This is a genomic window from Tateyamaria sp. ANG-S1, from assembly GCF_000814025.1.
Lineage (GTDB): Bacteria > Pseudomonadota > Alphaproteobacteria > Rhodobacterales > Rhodobacteraceae > Tateyamaria.
This window is the reverse complement of record NZ_JWLL01000008.1, coordinates 13,019-32,411: the sequence shown is the minus strand read 5'-3', so window position 1 is coordinate 32,411 and position 19,393 is coordinate 13,019. Positions and strand designations below refer to the sequence as shown.

At 61.7% G+C, this 19,393-nt stretch carries 19 protein-coding genes; 14 read left to right on the top strand and 5 right to left on the bottom strand.

Going from position 1 to position 19,393, the window contains the following annotated elements:
• Positions 1-32: 32 nt before the first annotated feature.
• Genes RA29_RS16635 through phnN form a run of 5 tightly spaced genes read left to right on the top strand, consistent with a single transcriptional unit; the run spans position 33 to position 3,283 of the window.
• A complete protein-coding gene (locus RA29_RS16635) occupies positions 33-902 on the top strand; it encodes an alpha-D-ribose 1-methylphosphonate 5-phosphate C-P-lyase PhnJ (RefSeq protein ID WP_039688082.1) in 870 nt (289 codons plus the stop codon).
• Entirely contained in the window at positions 899-1,237 is a 339-nt protein-coding gene (locus RA29_RS16630; RefSeq protein ID WP_039688080.1) for an NIPSNAP family protein, read from the top strand. The genes RA29_RS16635 and RA29_RS16630 overlap by 4 nt, the downstream gene beginning before the upstream one ends.
• Positions 1,234-2,004, top strand: coding sequence for a phosphonate C-P lyase system protein PhnK (gene phnK, locus RA29_RS16625; RefSeq protein ID WP_039688078.1), 771 nt, complete (start codon positions 1,234-1,236; stop codon positions 2,002-2,004). Before RA29_RS16630 ends, phnK begins: the two co-directional genes overlap by 4 nt.
• Positions 2,005-2,060: 56 nt before the next feature.
• Positions 2,061-2,744: a phosphonate C-P lyase system protein PhnL gene (gene phnL, locus RA29_RS16620; protein ID WP_039688076.1), complete on the top strand. Its 684-nt coding sequence runs from the start codon at positions 2,061-2,063 to the stop codon at positions 2,742-2,744.
• Positions 2,741-3,283, top strand: a complete 543-nt coding sequence (gene phnN, locus RA29_RS16615) for a phosphonate metabolism protein/1,5-bisphosphokinase (PRPP-forming) PhnN (protein ID WP_039688074.1) — start codon at positions 2,741-2,743, stop codon at positions 3,281-3,283. Before phnL ends, phnN begins: the two co-directional genes overlap by 4 nt.
• Here phnN and RA29_RS16610 read toward each other — a convergent pair.
• Positions 3,265-3,945, bottom strand: a complete 681-nt coding sequence (locus RA29_RS16610; RefSeq protein ID WP_039688073.1) for a DUF1045 domain-containing protein — start codon at positions 3,943-3,945, stop codon at positions 3,265-3,267. The genes phnN and RA29_RS16610 overlap by 19 nt on opposite strands.
• Before the next feature lie 34 nt (positions 3,946-3,979).
• Between RA29_RS16610 and RA29_RS16605 the strand changes: the two genes are divergently transcribed.
• The gene (locus RA29_RS16605; protein WP_039688071.1) at positions 3,980-5,122 is read left to right on the top strand and encodes an alpha-D-ribose 1-methylphosphonate 5-triphosphate diphosphatase; all 1,143 of its coding nucleotides are present in this window, start codon (positions 3,980-3,982) and stop codon (positions 5,120-5,122) included.
• A gap of 33 nt (positions 5,123-5,155) precedes the next feature.
• Here the strand turns inward: RA29_RS16605 and RA29_RS16600 are convergent, their stop codons facing one another.
• Both RA29_RS16600 and RA29_RS16595 read right to left on the bottom strand, forming a co-directional pair.
• Positions 5,156-6,943: a gamma-glutamyltransferase family protein gene (locus RA29_RS16600; protein WP_039688069.1), complete on the bottom strand. Its 1,788-nt coding sequence runs from the start codon at positions 6,941-6,943 to the stop codon at positions 5,156-5,158.
• A gap of 161 nt (positions 6,944-7,104) precedes the next feature.
• Positions 7,105-7,593, bottom strand: coding sequence for a fasciclin domain-containing protein (locus RA29_RS16595; RefSeq protein ID WP_039688067.1), 489 nt, complete (start codon positions 7,591-7,593; stop codon positions 7,105-7,107).
• On the opposite strand from RA29_RS16595, the gene RA29_RS23290 reads away from it, so the two are divergent.
• The 5 genes from RA29_RS23290 (at position 7,592) to egtD (ending at position 11,986) form a co-directional block, all read left to right on the top strand.
• The gene (locus tag RA29_RS23290; RefSeq protein WP_193743568.1) at positions 7,592-7,813 is read left to right on the top strand and encodes a hypothetical protein; all 222 of its coding nucleotides are present in this window, start codon (positions 7,592-7,594) and stop codon (positions 7,811-7,813) included. The genes RA29_RS16595 and RA29_RS23290 overlap by 2 nt on opposite strands.
• Positions 7,810-8,571, top strand: coding sequence for a DUF6502 family protein (locus RA29_RS16590; RefSeq protein WP_241462633.1), 762 nt, complete (start codon positions 7,810-7,812; stop codon positions 8,569-8,571). Before RA29_RS23290 ends, RA29_RS16590 begins: the two co-directional genes overlap by 4 nt.
• Positions 8,572-8,576: 5 nt before the next feature.
• Positions 8,577-9,545 (top strand): hypothetical protein, encoded by a 969-nt coding sequence (locus RA29_RS16585; RefSeq protein ID WP_152613050.1) that lies wholly within the window; start codon positions 8,577-8,579, stop codon positions 9,543-9,545.
• A 192-nt stretch (positions 9,546-9,737) separates the two neighbouring features.
• The gene (gene egtB, locus RA29_RS16580; protein ID WP_039688063.1) at positions 9,738-11,027 is read left to right on the top strand and encodes an ergothioneine biosynthesis protein EgtB; all 1,290 of its coding nucleotides are present in this window, start codon (positions 9,738-9,740) and stop codon (positions 11,025-11,027) included.
• The gene (gene egtD, locus RA29_RS16575; protein WP_193743560.1) at positions 11,024-11,986 is read left to right on the top strand and encodes an L-histidine N(alpha)-methyltransferase; all 963 of its coding nucleotides are present in this window, start codon (positions 11,024-11,026) and stop codon (positions 11,984-11,986) included. Before egtB ends, egtD begins: the two co-directional genes overlap by 4 nt.
• A 9-nt stretch (positions 11,987-11,995) precedes the next feature.
• Here egtD and RA29_RS16570 read toward each other — a convergent pair whose 3' ends face one another.
• Positions 11,996-13,747, bottom strand: a complete 1,752-nt coding sequence (locus RA29_RS16570; protein ID WP_152613049.1) for a hypothetical protein — start codon at positions 13,745-13,747, stop codon at positions 11,996-11,998.
• Between the two features lie 237 nt (positions 13,748-13,984).
• Entirely contained in the window at positions 13,985-15,424 is a 1,440-nt protein-coding gene (locus RA29_RS16565) for a hypothetical protein (protein WP_039688057.1), read from the bottom strand.
• A 282-nt stretch (positions 15,425-15,706) separates the two neighbouring features.
• Here RA29_RS16565 and RA29_RS16560 point away from each other — a divergent pair, with 282 nt between their 5' ends.
• The 3 genes from RA29_RS16560 to RA29_RS16550 all read left to right on the top strand — a co-directional run bounded on the left by RA29_RS16560 (position 15,707) and on the right by RA29_RS16550 (position 19,387).
• Positions 15,707-16,354, top strand: a complete 648-nt coding sequence (locus RA29_RS16560) for a hypothetical protein (protein WP_039688055.1) — start codon at positions 15,707-15,709, stop codon at positions 16,352-16,354.
• Positions 16,355-16,434: 80 nt separating this feature from the next.
• Positions 16,435-18,192: a winged helix-turn-helix domain-containing protein gene (locus RA29_RS16555; protein ID WP_193743558.1), complete on the top strand. Its 1,758-nt coding sequence runs from the start codon at positions 16,435-16,437 to the stop codon at positions 18,190-18,192.
• A 136-nt stretch (positions 18,193-18,328) separates the two neighbouring features.
• On the top strand, positions 18,329-19,387 hold the full coding sequence (locus RA29_RS16550; RefSeq protein WP_052249720.1) for a phosphatase PAP2 family protein: 1,059 nt from the start codon (positions 18,329-18,331) through the stop codon (positions 19,385-19,387).
• The last annotated feature ends 6 nt before the right edge of the window (positions 19,388-19,393 follow it).

Here is a 19,393-nt window from a genome sequence, read left to right as displayed (position 1 = left end):
GCAGGGCCGACAGACCTAAGGAGCGTTGTGCGATGACGGACTATAACTTTGCCTATCTGGACGAACAGACCAAGCGGATGATCCGGCGCGCGATCCTGAAGGGGCTCGCCATTCCCGGCTATCAGGTTCCCTTTGCGAGCCGCGAGATGCCGATGCCCTATGGTTGGGGCACGGGTGGGGTGCAGGTGTCGGCGGCTGTGATGACCGCAGGCGACGTGTTCAAGGTGATTGATCAAGGGGCGGATGACACGACCAATGCCGTCTCCATCCGCCGCTTTTTCGAGCGCACGGCGGGGGTGGAGACGACCGAGGCGACCGGCGATGCCACGGTCATCCAGACCCGCCACCGCATTCCCGAAGAACCGCTGACGGACGACCAGATCCTCGTCTACCAGGTGCCGATTCCGGAGCCTTTGCGCTTTCTTGAACCGTCGGAGGTGGAGACCCGCAAAATGCATGCGCTTGAGGAATACGGGCTTATGCATGTGAAGCTTTATGAGGACATCAGCGCGCATGGGGCGATTGCCACCTCCTATGCTTATCCGGTGGAGGTCGAGGGGCGTTATGTGATGGATCCCTCGCCCATTCCGAAATTCGACAATCCGAAGCTGAGCATGGCGGCCATTCAGCTTTTTGGGGCGGGGCGCGAGCAGCGGATTTATGCGCTGCCACCCTATACGCGGGTCGTGAGCCTCGACTTTGACGATTATCCGTTCGAAGCTTCGAAGGCCGAGCATGCCTGCGCGCTGTGCGGGGCGACCGACAGCTATCTGGATGAGCTGATCGTGGATGACGCCGGCACGCGCATGTTCATGTGTTCCGACACCGATTACTGCCGGTCCCGCCGAGCCGCCGGGCATGTCGGTGCGCAAGGAACCCCATTCAAGGAGGACGCAGCATGATCAACCAGCTGCGCATATACGAGGTCCCGCCGGGAAACCGGGGCCCGTTTCTGGATCGCTTTCGAGATCATGCCGCCCGCCTGATGGCTGACCATGGGTTTCGCATTCAGGCCATGTGGACGGATGAGCGTGAGCGGCGCGTGCGCTTTGTCTATCTGCTGGCGTGGGAAGACGAGGCCGAGATGGGCGACAAATGGGCAGCCTTCATGGCCGATGAAGAGTGGAAGCGGATCAAGGCCGAGACCTCGGCTCAGTATGGGGATTTCGTGTTGGGGATCGAGGAGATGGTGCTCATCCCGACCGACTTCAGTGCCGCAATCGGAGATGCCCCATGACCCCGCTTTTGCAGGTCGAGGGGCTGTCGAAGTTCTACGGGCAGCGGATCGGCTGTGCCGATGTGAGCTTTGACCTTTATCCCGGTGAGGTGATGGGCATCGTGGGTGAAAGCGGGTCGGGCAAGTCCACCTTGCTGAACTGTCTGGCGGGGCATTTGCCCCCCGACACGGGCCGGGTGATGTTCAACACCCGTGCCGACGGCATGCGCGACACCGTCACCATGAGCGAGCCGGAGCGGCGGATGCTGGGGCGGACCGACTGGGCCTTTGTCCACCAGCATGCCCGCGACGGGCTCCGCATGAATGTGAGCGCGGGCGGCAATGTGGGTGAGCGGTTGATGGCCGTGGGCGCGCGGCACTACGGCGACATTCGAGGACAGGCCATTGACTGGCTGGGCCGGGTCGAGATTGCGGAAGACCGCATTGACGACCGGCCCCGGCAGTTTTCCGGCGGGATGCAGCAGCGGTTGCAGATCGCGCGCAACCTCGTGACCGGGCCGCGGCTTGTGTTCATGGATGAGCCGACCGGCGGGCTCGATGTATCGGTGCAGGCGCGGCTGCTGGATCTGTTGCGCGGGTTGGTACGGGAGATGGGACTGAGTGCGATCATCGTGACCCACGATCTGGCCGTCGTCCGGTTACTGGCAGATCGGTTGATGGTGATGAAGGACGGGCATGTGGTTGAAACAGGCCTGACCGATCAGGTGCTGGATGATCCGCAGCACGCTTATTCTCAGTTGTTGGTGTCGAGTGTGTTGCAGGTGTGAGACCCGGGGCTCTGCCCCGGACCCCGTCGTATTTTTAGTCAGAAGAAGATCTGGGCATGATTGACGTCAGTGGAGTTGCGAAATCCTTTGTTCTGCACAATCAGGGCAGTGCGGTGATCCCCGTGATGCAGAGGGCTGCGCTGGCTGTGGCGCCGGGCGAGTGTGTCGCCCTTGTTGGGGCGTCGGGGGCGGGCAAGTCGACGCTGATGCGCATGATCTACGGCAACTACACCGCGCAGGCCGGGCGGATCATGGTGGGGGATGTCGATGTGGCAACGGCCCCGCCGCGGGACCTCTTGCGGTTGCGGCGCGAGACGCTGGGTTATGTCAGCCAATTCCTGCGCGTGGTGCCGCGTGTGCCGACACTGGAAGTTGTGGCGGAGCCTTTGCGTGCCGTTGGCGTTGATGCCGCGCGGGCCGAGGCGCGGGCGCGGGACTTGCTGGCGATGCTCAACATTCCGGAGCGCTTGTGGTCGCTAAGCCCGACGACCTTTTCGGGCGGTGAGCAGCAGCGGGTGAACATCGCGCGCGGCTTTGCCCATGACTATCCGGCGCTTCTGCTGGATGAGCCGACGGCGAGTCTGGATGCCACGAACCGGGCCGTCGTGCTGGAACTGATCGAAGCGGCCAAGGCGCGGGGAGCGTCCATCGCTGGCATCTTCCATGACGAGGCGGCGCGTGCGCAGGTCTGCGATCGGGAGGTGGATGTCAGCCACTTCACACCGGAGCGGGCAGCGTGAGTGGGCGCCTGATCGCTGTTGTCGGCCCCTCGGGCGTGGGCAAGGACACGGTGATGGAGGCCATGGCCGAGGCTGAGCCGCGTCTGGGCCTGGTCCGCCGCGTGATCACGCGGCCCACTGGTGCAGGGGGCGAGGTATTTGACGGTGTGACGGTTCCGGTCTTTCAGGCGATGGCGCGGGAGGGCGCCTTTGCGCTGTCGTGGGCCGCGCATGGGTTACATTACGGCATTCCGGTTTCGGTTGATGCAGCGCTTGGCAGCGGTCGGGACATGCTGGCGAATCTGTCGCGCGGTGTGCTCGGGCAGGCGCGCGCGCGGTTTCCGGGATTGCGGGTCATTGCGCTGATGGCTGATGCCGAAACGCTGGCTGAACGCCTAGGCGCGCGGGGGCGCGAGACGGCAGATGATATTGCAAAACGCCTGTCGCGCGCCGGTACCGATCTGCCGGATGGGACGCAGGCAACGGTCATCGACAACTCTGGCGAATTAAAAGGCACCGTGCGCGCGGCCCTCGGGGCGCTTTATCCGGTGAGGGCGTAGCGGTGGATCTGGTGAAACATGCCTGCATCATCCTCACCCAGCAGGGTCAGGCCGGTCAGCCGGTAGGGCGCGAGGTCGAGTTGCGACGGCATCAGGGCAAGCGCGGCTTCGGCGCGCTCAATGGTGGGAGTGTCCAGCTTGCCGCTGAGCGTGAGGTGGAACCGGAATTGATCGAGCACATAAGGATACCCCCAGCGGACCAGATGCGCGTCCTGCGCGGGCGTCAGGCGCGCAGCCCTGCGTTTGGTCAGGTCCGCCTCAGTCAGCGGGGCGCGAAACGGGTCAAGCTCTTGCACCGCGCGGGCGGCAAGCTGCGCGAGGCTGCTTGCATCCCCCTGCGGCACGAGCGCAAGAAAGCGACCCAGGCGGGTAAGCTGCAGCCCTTCAAGGGTGACTGGCGCGGACCTTGTGCAGAAGGCGGCCAGTGCCTCTTGCAAGCCTTCGGCTGTGTGCCCGTCCGCCAGCCTGAAGGGCGGCTTGATAGTGCCGTGAAAGCCGTATTTGCGCGGTGTGTCAGTCAGGGCCGCCACGTCGAGCCCGGCTATGTCGGGCTGCTGGCACGCACGCCCATTCGCACTGTCCCAGCCCAGCCATGCGGCACCGAAGTCTGCAAGCGGTGTTCCGGGTTCGGGTGTGTAGTAGACGGCATAGCGTTTGAACATATTCACCCCAATTCCATTGTGAGATGACAGCCACATGACACAAGACACGATCCTCGCCAACGCCCGGCTTGTTCTACCGGATGAGGTGTTCACCGGCCATGTGGTGCTGCGCGACGGTGTGATTGCCGAGATCGGGACAGGGGCGGCTGTGCCAACGGGCGGTCTGGATTGTGAGGGCGACTACCTTGCCCCCGGTCTGATCGAGTTGCACACTGACAACCTTGAACGCCATATCTCGCCCAGGCCCAATGTGCCCTGGCCGCACGGACCCGCAATCCTTGCCCATGATCGGGAATTGGCGGGCACCGGGATCACCACCGTGTTCGACGCGATGCGCGTTGGGTCGATCCCCTCGGGGCGCGCGCGCTACACAAAGTACGCGCGGGAGCTATCGACCGAGATGCTAGCGCTGCGTGCCCAAGAGTTGCTGAAGATCAGCCATTTCTTGCACCTGCGGGCAGAGATCTGTTCGGAAACCCTGACGGAGGAGTTGGCCGAGTTCACCGCCGATGATCGCGTGGGCATCGTCAGCCTGATGGACCACACGCCGGGTCAGCGCCAGTTCCGCGACATCGAGAAGATGAAGGCCTATGTGATGGGCAAGAACAACCTGACCGAAAACGAGTTCGCGCAGCATGTGGCGAAGTTGCAGGGGCTGCAGGACCGGCTGGGGGCCCGGCACGAGGCAGCAGCGGTGGAAGAGGCACGGCGGTTGGGGGCCGTTCTGGCGAGCCACGATGACACCACGACCGAACAAGTTGGTGTCTCAGCAGACCATGGCGTTGCTGTTGCAGAGTTCCCGACCACGGTCGAGGCGGCAGAGGCCTGCCGTGCGAACGAGATCGCCATCATCATGGGCGCGCCCAACCTCGTTCGGGGTGGGTCGCATTCGGGCAATGTCGCGGCGCGGGATCTGGCCGAGCGGGATCTGCTGGACATCCTGTCATCAGACTACGTGCCTGCCGCCTTGCTCTTGTCGGCGGCGCAGCTTGGCGAGATGTGGGGCGACATGGCGCGCGGACTTGCAACAGTCACGAGCACGCCCGCACGCTCGGTGGGTTTGACCGACCGAGGCACGGTCGAAATCGGTCAGCGGGCCGATCTGGTGCGCTTTGCCTATACGAACGAGACTGCCGTGGCCCGCGAGGTGTTCAGCCAGGGTCGGCAGGTGGCCTAACCAACAGGACATGGACGCGAAGGCGCGGCATCCTCATCTGCCGATGGCATAGGCCTGCATCAAGCGCGGCGTGGCAGCCGCTTTCATCAGCCCGCCCGGCTGATGTTGCGCCGCGCTGAGCCGCCCGACGGTCCAAGGTTCTGCAACCTCGACCGCGTGGCCCTTGTCGCGCAGCGCATCCAACGTGGCTTCCGGAAAGTGCGGTTCGGCCATGAGATGCGCCCGGCGCAGGTCCCTTGGGTAGAAGCTCGATTGCAGGTGGCCTGTATGGAACAGCGGCGCGTCGATGGCTTCCTGCAGATTCAGACCGTGATGCACGTGGCGCAGGAAGAACGCCAATTGCCATTGGTCTTGCTGGTCGCCACCGGGCGTGCCGAAGGCGAACGCACGGCCATCCTCATGTATGGCGAGCGACGGAGACAGGGTTGTACGCGGGCGGCGGCCCGGGGCGAGGGAGGTTGGCAGCCCTTCATCCAACCAGAACATCTGCGCGCGCGTGTTCAGGGGCACGCCAAGGCCCGGCACCACCGGGTTCGATTGCAACCACCCGCCCGACGGTGTGGCCGATACCACGTTGCCCCAGCGATCCGTCACATCGATATGCACCGTGTCGCCACGGCGGTTCGACAGATGCGCCATGGTCGGCTCGCCCCCGCCCACACCTGCTGTGGTTGCCGCACCGCGTGCGATCCGTTGGTGATAGGCATCGATCTGCGCGTCAAAGCCGGGGATACGGCCCGGACGGTCATCCGTAGTTGCCAGGTCAGAGATGTCCGCGCGATGTGCCGCCGCGTGGTCATCAGACAACAGCGTGTTCAAGGGGATATCCGCGTGCAGCGGGTCCCCGTAATATGTATCGCGATCAGCGAAGGCGCGTTTCAGCGCTTCGGTCGTCAGATGTACGAAGTCGCCACCAAGCGGGTCCAGATCGGCCAGCGGGTCGTTTCGCAGCATTTGCAGGCATTGCAGCAGCACCGGCCCCTGGCTCCATGCACCGCATTTGTGCACCTGCCAGCCGTGGTGGGACACGGAAACCGTCGGCTCATAGCGTGCGCGCCAATCGGCCATGTCTTGCCCCGTCAACACGCCAAGGCGGCGGGCGCCGAGGCCATCCATCAGCTCGGCCTTTGCGACAAATCGGTCGATTGTCTCTGCCACAAACCCTTCGGCAAAGATGCGGCGGGCGGCGTCAATCTGGGCGATGCGGCCCGATTCAGCCTCTGCCTCGGTTACCAGGCGATCCCAGAATGCGGCGAGGTCCGGATTGCGGAACAACGATCCCGGCTGTGGGGCGCGGCCATTCGGGGCCCAAACGGCTGCGGATGTCGGCCATTCAGACGCAAAGAAATCGGCCTGTCCGGCGATGGTTGCCGCGACGCGGGGCAAGAGTGGGTGACCATGGCGCGCATAGTGAATGGCGGGCTCCATCACCTGCCGCAAGGTGAGCCGCCCGTGATCGCGCAACATCAGCATCCAGGCGTCGAACGCGCCGGGTACAACTGTGGCAAGCAGCCCTGCGCCGGGGACCATGTCGAGCCCTTGCTGTCGGTAGTGTTCGATGGTTGCGCCTGCCGGGGCGATGCCTTGACCGCACACCACGGTTGGATCCTCTCCTGCAACTCGGATGATGGCGGGCATATCGCCCAAAGGCCCGTTCAGATGCGGTTCGACGACGTTCAGGGTGAAGCCCATACCGGCGGCGGCATCAAAGGCGCTGCCGCCCGCTTCGAGCAGCTTCATCCCTACGGCAGAGGCAATCCAGTGGGTCGATGCGACCATGCCAAATGTGCCGCAAAGTTCCGGTCGTGTCGTGAAACGCATGATGCACCCTTTGTCCTGTGTTCATGGACACCGTCCTACGCCACGACGCGGGATGCAAAAGCAAAACGACGGCTTCGGTTTCACACCAAAGCCGCCGCCTGCGATGCCAGCGCCCGTTTGCGGAAAAGGCGCGGCATCCACCCTGAGAACCTGGGGGGCGATCAGGGAATGAGAACGCGGTCGATCACGTGGATCACGCCGTTTGAGGTCAGGATGTCTGCCTGGATTACGTTCGATTTCTCGACCTTCACACCGTTGCGTCCGTCGATATGGACGTTGGCGCCGTTGACGGTCGCCACGCTCAGGCGCTGACCGGCCAGATCAGAGGACAACGTCTGCCCGGGCAGGACGTGATAGGTCAGGATGCTGACCAACTGGTCCTTGTTTTCGGGCTTGAGCAGGTTTTCCACGGTGCCTGCGGGCAATGCGGCAAAAGCTTCATCTGTCGGGGCGAAGACGGTGAAGGGGCCGGGACTTTTCAGCGTATCGACAAGGTCGGCGGCTTGCACGGCCGCAACGAGCGTGTTGAACGAGCCTGCGGCAATCGCCGTATCGACGATGTCGGGCTGCGTGTTCATCTCGGCACAGGCGCCAAGGGTGGCAAGGGCCGCGCCGACGGCGGTCATCTTCATAAAGGAACGGCGTTTCATGGTTGATCTCCTGATGGTGGCGCGGGGCTGGTCATTGCATGTGGGAATATTTCCCACACATGGCGAAATGACGCAGCCCCCGCAGATTTCAAGGATTTGCGTGGAAAAAAATTCCACGCGCGATATTCTCGATGTATGGCAAGAAGCGAGCAAACCAGTGCATCAGATGCATTTCTGCGTGTTCTCAGGGGGTTATTACGCCCATTGGTGCGCACGATGATTGCGCGCGGTCTGACCGCGCCGGTGGTCTACGGGCTGCTGAAACGGGTCTATGTCGAGGTGGCGGAGGAGTCATTTCGGCTTGATGACAAACCTTTGACCGACAGCCGCATCGCCCTGCTGACCGGGGTACACCGCAAGGATATTCGCACGATCAAGGCCGAAGGGCCTGATGAGACGGGTCAAAGCCGCCGCAAGAGCGCACTGTTGGCAACCGTTGTCGGGCAGTGGATGTCTGCGCCGGAATTCAGCGACAACGGCACGCCCCGACTGTTACCACGGCAGGCCACTGACAGCCCCGACTTTGAAACGCTGGTGCGCTCGGTCAATCGCGACGTGCGGCCCCGAACTGTTTTGGACGAGTTGCTGCATGCGGAACTTGTGCGCGAGACGGCGGACGGGATGCTTAAGCTTAAAACGGAAGCGGTCGTTGGAACAGGGTCGACGCACGCCAAGGAGGCGTTCTTTGCCGCCAATGTCGGTGACCACCTCGCGGCCGCAACCGAGAACCTGCTGGCCGATACGCCCCCCTTTTTCGAGCGGGCCGTGTTCTACAACCAATTGCCGCCAGATGCTGTAGACGCCGTCGAGGCGGCGGCGCGGGCCAAGGCGCAAGAGTTGCTGGAAGACCTCAATCGGCAATCCAGCGAGCTGCGTCGTGAGACGCAGGATGCAGAGGGCCCTCGACAACGCTACCGGCTGGGCATTTACTTCTACCGAGAAGACGCGGCAGACGCCGACACAGACGAAAAGGCCTAGGACCAGTGACACAACTGACCAGACGGCACACGCTTGGGCTCTTGGGTGCGGGTGCGCTTGGCGCTTGTGCCCCGGCCATTCCATCTGCACAACTTGGCGACGACCCGTTCGAGGGCGGTATCGGCGGGACGGGGATTGTCGGCCTTATGACGGGCAGCGGCAGTGTCCTGATCAACGGTTTGCGGGTCGAGGTGACATCGACAACCCGTGTCTTTGCTGCCAACCGACGTGCCAACGAGAGCCTGCTGGTGCCGGGACGCACGCTTACCATGCTGGCCCGCGCGCGCCTTGGCCGGTTCGAGGCGCAGCGGATAGATATTGACGATCCGCTGACAGGGGTTCTGCTGCGCCAGGGCATAGGCTTTACCGTCAACAGCACACCCGTTGAGGGCGTTGCGGGATTGGCCGCACATGCAGGCGACCGCGTGACCATCGGCGGCATCTGGCAAGAGGACGGCTCGGTCCGCGCCAGCCTCTTGCAGCAGAGTGCCGAAACCGATGATGTCGTCGCTGGTGTGCTGGAAGGCTCCGCCGGTGAAGGATGGCGCATTGGGCAGACACCGCTGGCACCGCCGCGCGGCAGAAGCCTGATCTCCGGGCAATTTGTCGTCGCGCGGGGTGAATTCACCCATGGTCGTCTGCAGGTGACATCCCTGCGCTTTGGGCGCTTCCGCGAAGGCGGCAACACGCTACGGCAACTGTCTGTCGAGGGATATCTTGAGCCGGTCGCCTCGGCACCGGGTTTCCGCTTGGCCGGTCTGGGGCACAGCTTTGACCAGCGCCTGCAACTGGGCGGCTTTGCCAACACGCGCGCCGTTTACTTTGGGCCCTACACGGGCCGCTTTGTCGCCCGACGGGCCGTCCTGCTGCCCGAAATGCAGGGACAGCGTGCATCGCTTTTGCGGCCCGGCGATGGCAGGTCGAGCGCAGACTACCTGTCTGGTGATCAAGCACGCAGCGTGCCAACCCGCTAGGACCCGTCGGAACAAAGTATAAGGCTCCGCGTCCCGAGACAGCTCGTTTGGCGCCTTGATACGCGGGCCGTTGCGAATGTGCGGCGGATGCTCAGCATCTTGTTGCGCAAGAGATTAACCAAATACACGTTTGCGTGTGACCCGGTGGCTCTGCCGCCAATTCCTGTCATCTGTTGGTGCGACAAAAGACCGATGCCGCCACAACAGGAACGTCCCGCCATGTCAGCACTCACGGCCCCCCTGGCCCCACCCCAAGCCATGGATCTTTTCGAGCGCACCCGCGCACGCACCGACGCGCTGGCTGCACCGCTCAGCCCCGAGGACACAATGCTGCAAAGCATGGAAGATGCCTCGCCCGCCAAGTGGCACCTTGCGCACACCACGTGGTTTTTCGAGGAGTTCATCCTGAAACCGCGCCTGCCGGAATATACTTCGCCTGACGACCGTTTCGCTTTTCTGTTCAACTCCTACTACACGCAAGCCGGGCCCAGACACGCGCGTGATCGCCGTGGGCTTGTCTCGCGCCCGGGTGGAGAGGCGGTGCGGTCCTATCGCAAGCATGTGGAGAACAGTCTGACCGATCTGCTGAATGCAGGGCGCGACGATGGCGACGACATTGCGGCGCTTGTGGAGCTGGGGTGCCATCACGAAATGCAGCATCAGGAGTTGCTGGTCACCGACCTTCTGCACGGCCTCAGCTTCAATCCGTTGCTGCCGGTCTACAAGGACCCCGAACCGCTTCCCGTGACCCAGGAAGTGCCGCTGGCCTTTAGCCGCCACGGGGGTGGTCTGGTAGACATCGGCCATGATAGCCCCGGCTTTGCCTACGATTGTGAAGGGCCGCGGCACAAAACCTACCTGCACCCATTCGAGATTGCCGACCGCCCTGTCACCAACCGGGAATGGATCGCCTTCATGCAGGACGGTGCCTATGAGGATACCCGGCACTGGCTGATGGAAGGGCACGCCGTTGCCCTGCGCGAGGGGTGGGAACACCCGCTCTACTGGTGGCAGCAGGATAGTGAATGGTGGACCTATACATTGCGCGGACCGCAACCCGTCGCGCTGGACGCGCCGGTGGTCCATGTCAGCTACTACGAGGCGGATGCCTTTGCCCGCTGGGCCGGGTGCCGTTTGCCAACAGAAGCCGAACACGAAGTTGCATTCCGCGACATCCCGATCACAGGTAACCTGATGGGCGATGCGGACACCACCGGTGCGCTGCGCCCCTTGCCGGGGTCAGGGATCTGGGGGGATGTCTGGGAATGGACGGCGTCGGACTTTGCGCCCTACCCTGGCTTCAGACCGCCGGAAGGTGCGTTGGGCGAATACAACGGCAAGTTCATGGTCAACCAGCGCGTCTTGCGCGGCGGATCCTGCGCGACACCGCGTGAACAGATGCGGGCGACATACCGCACGTTCTTCTACCCGCATCAACGCTGGCAGATGATGGGCCTGCGCCTTGCACGGGACGTTGCATGATGGACGGTGGAACCCGAATTCAGGACCGCAACGACGCACTGGTTGCAGATGCGCTGGCTGGCCTGACCGCCCGGCAAAAGACGCTGAGCCCCAAGTGGCTTTATGATCATCGCGGCAGTGCCCTGTTTGAAGAGATCACCCGCCTGCCCGAATACTATCCCACACGGACCGAGGCGGGCATCCTGCGGGACAATGCCGACGCACTCGCAGCAACAGTGCCCACGGGCGGCGCGCTGCTGGAGCTTGGGTCAGGCGCGTCTGTCAAGACACGGACGCTTCTGGATGCTGGTGGACATATCGGGACATATGCCCCCATCGACATCTCGCGCGACTTCCTTTTCGAGACGGCTGAGGACTTGCGCCATCGCTACCCCACGCTCGACATTGTGCCGGTCGTTGCGGATTTCACAGCGCCTGTTGCGCTCACAGCTGCGCTGACAGCGGTGCCAAAGGTTGCCTTCTTTCCCGGCTCGACCATTGGAAATCTGGAGCCATCCCGCGCCCAAGCGCTACTGTCTGCCGTGCGCGACTGGTCAGACATCCGGGCCTTTGTCCTTGGCGCTGACATGATCAAGGAGACCACAACACTGGTCGCCGCATATGACGACGCGCAGGGTGTGACGGCAGAGTTTATCGGCAACATCCTGATCCGCCTGAACCGGGAAGCGGATGCGGACTTTGACCCCTCCACCTTCGACTATCGCGCAACCTGGAATGCAGCGTTGGCGCGGATCGACATGCACCTGGTGTCGAAACGTGACCAGCACGTGACCTTGGCTAACGAAGTGATCAGCTTTGCCGACGGAGAAGCGATCCACGTCAGTGCTGCGCGCAAGTACGACCCCCAAATGCTTGCCGCTTTGGCGCGCAGTTCGGGATGGGATGTGAACAGGCAATATGTCGATGATCAGGCGTATTTTTCCGTCGCGGTGCTGACACCGATGAAGCAGTGGTCTTAAAGCAGCTGACTAGGACGAGCGCGCGGGCAATTGCATGAGAAAGGCGTGCAGTTCAGTCAACAAATCCGCGCCTTCAAGCGGCATTTCTGGAAACAGGGCGCGCAGCATAAGCGCGGACCGCATCTGTGCAACGGTCAGCGGGGGAGCGTGGCGCGCAGCCGTCCCGCTCCATTGGGTGCCGAGGACATAGGTGAGCACATAGTCGAGCGCCGTCTTGACCCCTGCATGTTGCAACTGCGCAGACGTGATCGTGCCGAAGATACCTTCGTAAACGGCCACAAGAGCGTCCCCGGGCGAAGTGTGTTCGGTCGCAACCGGAGCAGCGTTTGGCGGCAGCGCCAATAGCTGTTGAAACTTTGCCTTCCGTCGCATCGCAGGGTCCAAAGTGGGAAAGGGGCGATGGACCTGCGCCCCAATGACAAAGGCCAAGGGACCGGGCGCTCCTCCCGCCGCGTCCTCGCCCAGCTTGAGAACGAGACTGGGCGCGCCGGTCTGTGTATCGGTCTGCATCGCGGCTTTCGCTGCATGTTTGGAATTTGCCGAAACGTGCACATCACCCATGAGCGTCGCACTGGAGCCTGGACCGGTCGGAATGCTTTTGGCCAGGCGCGTAGGATCCCCGTTGGGATAAACGACCTCGAACGTGATAGCGCGACAGACCAGCAGCCTTTGCAGAAGGCTCATCTCGGCCGCCTGAAGCTGGGCGGTGTCGACCGGAAGCTGAAACTGGTACCCCGTTTTGGTGGTCCCCGACTGGTTCCGGGCCGCCTGGGTGATCGGCGCTTCGAGATACCAGCCGGTCCCATGCGTCGGGGCAAACGCTTGTGCCGACACCGTGATTTCTGCAGGTCCGTGATAGGTGATGCGCACCTCGGCACGATCACCTGCCCCGTCATGCGCCAGGACATCCTTTGGAGCCCCCTTATGCGCGCGCAGCTTCACCACAGATTGCGGAACACGTGCGGCCTGCGCCCCATCGACCGAAACAAGAGCGCTGCCGCTGCCAGCGTCACGCATCGACAACGACTGGGTGATTGTCTTTGATGAAGACAGGGTGTTTTCGATCTCTACTGTTGATGGTGCAACGGTGAAACTGTGACGCACATCCGTCACCCCGCTTCGATCAATGGTATACATTCCGCTGTCGTTTGCGACCCCGGGCGCAAAGGTGTTGTCTGCGGCATGGCGAATGGCCCGTCCCATATTCCACAGACTGTCAATCTCGGCCGCCCACGCCTCTTCATTTTGGAACGCGGCCTCCAGCAAGGGCTTTAGAACCTTGCGGACTGCCGCTGGCGCGCCTGTAAACAGACTGTCCATGGGCGTCGCCCTAATCTCGGACACAGTGAGCGGCGCGAGGCCGCTGTCCTTGCGACCACTCCAGATATAGGCGATTTGGTAATCGACCACGTAAATGAGGGTGCTTGCCGCGTTCAGACCAAGGGCCGTTGCGGCGGTTTGCTTGTCTGCCGGACTGATCGGCGACACCATAGACTGATATGCCTGGATCAACTGGGACTGGGCGGCACGTGCGTCCTTTAAATGCGTATCGATCCGGGCCCGATCGTCTTTCGTCCAGACATAAGCTGTCGCGCTGATCAGGTTGTAGTACCAGGTCGTCAACCCCGGGATCAGGCGCAGCATGCCGCTGGGCGCGCGCGCTGCAAAGGTGTTCAGAAACGCCCATGTCTGGGCATTGAAGGTGCCCATGTTGTTCCATTGCCAGGGGAATTCTCCAACACCTGAGGTATCGACGGGCATGAACTCGGGCGGTGTCGGGGCCGTTTTTTTCTGTTTGCCATTCTGCGGACCGCCTTGGATGTGTTGGGCCGCCGGTGACGAAAGCCTCAAGGATAAAGCAAGAGGCCGCCGCAAAGCGTTGTACGGGTCATGCATCTGCCCACCTCGCGTTACGAAATCATTGGAACCACGAATAGCGTCAAAAAAAACCACCCGGCAATCATCACTGATCGCCGGGTGGAACCGTAGCTGGCGCCCTTACTTCGCGCCCGGCCATGCGCAGTCTGCGCCGATGACGTAGGCCTGCGAAGTCAGGATGTTGCCCGGGATCACAGCGGGCGGGGGTGTCATGGTGACAGTCACGGTACCGCTGGTCGCGTCGTACTTGTAGACCGAGCTCTCGTAGCTTTCAGATCCGCCGCCGAGCGGAATGCCGAGGAAGCTGACGCTCCAATGCGCTTCTTGCGAGAAGTGCGACTTGAACTCCTGCTCGCTCGCGTTGTGGAACACCATAGTTATGGTCGGCAGGTCACAGATCGCCAGCACATCCAGCACACCGAAGTTGCCATCCTCGGCAAAATTGTAGGACTGGGGTGTGGTGAATGCGACACCGCTCACGCTCGGATCGTGGTTGGCGGCCGACTTGATCAGCGTCGGGTTCCACCAGCCCGTACCGGTACCGATGTTGTAGGCACTGGCCGACAGCTGCGGGGTAAACTTGGTCACACCCTTGAAGCTCAGGCTCAGATCAACCTGCGTCACGTTGCTGTCGAACGAGAACGCATTGTAGCTTGCGCTGGCGCCCGCACCGATATGGAACCAGTCAATCCAGCCGGACACACCCGCACCCCCTTCGACAGAGACCTGGGACGTCGACTGGTCGACCTTGGTCACTGACATGGCGATGTCAAAACCCTGACTGCCGTTCAGGCCATTCTGGATGGTGCTCGTCGGTTCGGCGATGTTGAGGTACGGCAGGATCGCCGTCTTACCCGTCACGTCCGCCGCCGACATCCAGCCGGGTTTCACCTGCGCCGGTGTCGGGCTCAGGTTCTTGGCACATTGAGCGATCTGGCTGTTGTAGCTGTTGACGGCGTTCTGAACCGTTGCAGCGGCATCCGTCTGGGACAGATATGTCATAAAGTCGCTGATCAGCTTGGCCGACCCCAAAGGCGCGTTGGGCAAAAGCGATGTGGGGTTCGTCGAAGTCCGGAACTCCGCCAGGGTCAAGCCATCCGCGCCCCACCCCAGGATCTGTTCTGTGATATAGATCAGCTTGGCTGTGGCCGTGGCGCTGTGGTCGGCCGGAATTGCGCCGAACATGGATGTGTAGTCACCCACCACGGTGTTCAGAATACCGGCGGCGTTCATGTTGGCCTTGTTCAGCGTCGCCTGATCCGCGTCCGTCAGTTTGTAGGCCATGGCCATATACAGGTTGAACAGGCCCGTGTTCAGCGCGGCACCGTCCGTGGTCTGCAGGTAGCCGTCTTCATTGTACTGCATCACGTTGTTGAACTGGTTCCACGTGTCCGTGTTGAAGATCGCGGCGTTGTTCCAGTACCAGAACAGATCACCCATGCCGGCGCTGTCCACCGGGCTCCAGTTCTGGATGTTCAGGGCCTTTTGAACGGGGCCGTCCGCCTTTTTGGCCAGACTGTCGTAGTAGGCCTTTTTGATTGGTGCGATATCTTGGGTCATGTTGCTATCCTCTTGATCCTATCAGACTCACATGCTTGGTTGATCAGTTTCCCCCGGAAGCATGTCTTGGTTGGCAGAAGTGCCGAGGACAGGCTCGCAGTCCGGGGCCGTCAAAGTCCTGAAACCCATCTGAAAAAGAACCGAGATTTGCTTGACCGCCGATTTCGGAAAGATTTCGGAAGAATTTCAGTCTTTTCCGAACGCGCTTGGACAATCTGCGGATGCCTCCCCGACGATGCGGGCCCGCGTCACGACCACAACAGGAAAGCGCAAAACAATAGAATGATGATGGCGCAGACCGAGACCCTCGAAGACATCAGCATATACCCGTACTACCGTGGGGTTCCGCTTGAGGTTGATGCCGTGGCGCAGGCTCGCAGGGGATCCTACGTGTCCGGCTTTATTGCCGGTCAATCCTACTACACGCTCGATCTGATCGAACCATTGGCTGCGCATGATCTGCATGTCGGCGCGACATACACCTGCACTGCCATCGGGCCAGACAAACGTCCTCTGAAGACGCACTGGCTGTTCTGCACTGCTCTGGCGCCGTCACCAAAGTTCGGGATCAGCAAGCACTGGAGCAACCCGAACAGCTTTTTCGCCGTGTTGCCCGACATGGATACGATACTGGTCCATCTCGAAGAGCTGACCGACATCGTTGCCGTGTTCCCGAGCGCCGCAGGCTCAACCAGTCTTTCACAGGCGCAGATCGGTAGGACCGGTTGGCTGGTCATGACGCGCATCGGATGCCCACACATGATCGGCATTCTGGTGAAGGCGCCCATCCTGCCATCGGGGATAACGCAAGGATCGAGGGACATTGTCCTGTCCGCACGCTCTGTTCGAACAACTCAATCGATCTCTCTCGACGCGCTGACGTGCATAAGCACCAGTGACGAGGCACTGTTTTTGCGGTTGGACGACTGATGTTTAGTCTATCCCAAACGCCGATTGACCACTACTGTAGGTTACGCAACCAGTCGCAGCCTTTGCCTGTGGACCGTCAGGTGTTCAGTGACCGAACGCCATGGGACACGCGCTATACCAACGCCGCAAACGCGCGTTACCGGCGCAGAGCGGTGAACAGGCTGGCGGCTGGCGGCATCTGGGGGACGTCGTCGGCGAAACGTTACATGAATGCACCGTCGGGGCATATTCGACTTGGCGACGCGACCTATTGCGTGGCGACGGACCGTATTGCGACGGCCTCCGGTGATGAAATTATGCTCCGGTCGCAATCCGCCCTCGTACTTCGGCACCTTGTATCGCGGCTGGGCATACTGACATCCCGGGAAGAACTGGTCGAGATTGTCTGGCCCGATGTCATGGTGACAGACGACAGCCTCACGCAGTGCATTCTCGACATCAGACGCGCGATCGGGGATCGGGACAGGGCCGTTCTCAAAACCGTTCCGAAACGCGGGTTCGTTCTGTACGGAACGCAAGTAAACACCGAACACACAAGCGCGCGTATTGAAGTCCTCACCCCGCCAGTGCGCAACGCAGCAGTGGCCCTGCCGCCCTCGGATGATCGGGCTCCGCACAACATCGCACCGCAACTTGACCCGCGTGATGTCTTGCCGACACTCGCGGTTTTGCCATTCCGCTCCCAACGGGACAGCGGAACTGGTGCCTTGATCAGCACCTTTTTGGGCGATGAAATCGCGACGGCCATAAGCCACTCCGAAGACATGAACGTTATCTCGCGCCTCTCAACCATGGACCCGGGGCAAAGCCACGGCTCCATGCAGGATTTCGGGCGGATGCTGAACGCAGACTTCATCGTGTCTGGCAGCATCTTTGAGCGGGACGACACCGTATTGCTGCTTGTTGAGTTTTCAGAGACCGACACGCAACTGGTGTTGTGGTCAGATCGGATCGGTCTGTCAGCGAGCGGCTGGATGCACGAAACAGAGTGCGTCGATCAGATTATCACCCATATCAGGCGCGCCATTATGGTGAACGAGGTGCAGCGCGCCCGCTCAAGGCCACTGACAGACCTTAAACTGTTCAGCGTGCTGCACGGCGCAGTCGGCCTGATGCACAGGTTTGCGCCGCGGGACTTCAACCTCGCGCGGAACTATCTTGAGTATGTGACGTCCAAGGTCCCCGACCACCCGACACCGTTGGCATGGATGGCGCGCTGGCATGTCCTGCGCACTGTGCAAGGTTGGGCCGACGATGCGCAAATCGAGGCACAAGCAGCGTTGAATTTGACGAGCCGCGCACTGGACATTGACCCGGACCATACGCTTGCCCTTGTGTGCGAGGGACAGGTGCTTGCGCATCTCGCGCACCGTCTAGACGAGGCCGGGTCAAGATATGACGCAGCGCTTGCCATAAATCCCAGTGACGCACAGGGGCGCGCATTGCGCGGCACGCTTGCGTCTTTTCAGGATCGCGGCGCCGAAGGCAAACGTGACACGGAGCGTGCGCTTCACCTTACGCCAAACGATCCTCATCGCTTCTTCTACTTGGCGCTCGCCGCAGGCGCGAACCTTTCGGCAGAAGACTACCCGCGTGCCGTTGCACTGGCCAAGGAGTCTTGGCGTCTCAATCGGACACATGCATCAACCCTGCGCGTACTGGCTGCGGCGCAGCAAGCCGCTGGAATGCTTGAGGATGCGCGGCAGACATCAGGTGAACTGATGCGACTTCAGCCCGACTTGCGCGTGAGCAAATGGCTCCGTTCGGCACCCAGCGCCAACTTCCAAAACGGTCGGCGTTTCGCCGAGCTGCTACGTGCCGCAGGCATACCGAAGTAAACATCAACACAAATAAATCGGGGAGATCACGATGAGCATTGGTCCGGAAAGCTCTTATAGTTCCTACAGCTCTTACAGCTCATATAGCTCGTACAGTTCCTACAGTTCGTACGGTGTGCCAAACGGCCTAAATCCAATGCTGACCGAAGCCCTGATCACCAACCGAGACGGGATTGTCGGCACGCATATCGACCATATCGCCGACGTCGCGCCGGGCGTACCAGATAGCCCCCACAACCTGCCTCGCCTCGCGCTGCAGGTGCGCGCGGCGATCTTTCAGGCGGAACTTGGCTCAAGTGTGGACATCACTGTCGACAGCGATGCCGGTCTGCCTGTGGCCACCCTGTGGCGCCGAACGTCGGAACGGGATGGACGGGCGCGCAAGGTGTCTTTCCACGAAATGGTGGAGATGACCGGCCCGACAACCGACCAACTCGCCACGCAGCTCAAACACGTGGCGGGGTATGCCCGCATCCGCCCGGATCGCGCCGCCGAAATCACGACGCAGGTGGGCGTGCCAACCGCTTTCTTCGCCTCCATCGGGTTTATGGACCCGGCCCGGACGCCGCACACGATCGAACTGATCTACACCGCGCTCAACTTCTCTTCACTGCTGATCCAGCGGACGAAATACGCGCTGGCCGTCAAACGGCCCATCGAATTTTCGCCTCAGGTGCAGCCGATGATCGAAACACCGACGCACGGCTCGCTGCCCAGCGGACACGCGACCGAAGCCTTTCTCATCGGGCGTCTGCTGTGGAAACTGCTGATCGAAAGCAAGGCGCCGCAGTACAATGATCGGGCCTATTGGGGCGCGATGTTGATGCGGCAGGCGTCGCGAATTGCCACGAACCGGACGGTTGCAGGTGTGCACTTCCCAATCGACAGCGTGGCGGGGGCGATGTTGGGACTCACACTGGCCGACCACTTGCACGCGATGTGTCGCGGCGGGACCTGGACATCTGCCATGTTCGATGCGCCCAAATTCGACCCGGAAGAGGATTTCGACTGGCATAAGCTGTACAACGCCGAAGGCGACGACATGAGGCGCAAGGCCCAATCAGATCGCGGCACCTGGGCCAAGACGAGGCAACACAAAGAACGTGGCGATGACACGCCTGCCCCCGCTCTCTCCTGGCTTTGGACGAAAGCCCTGGCAGAGTGGCGCGACCTCGGCGACGATTGCGACAACTGAGGGCGG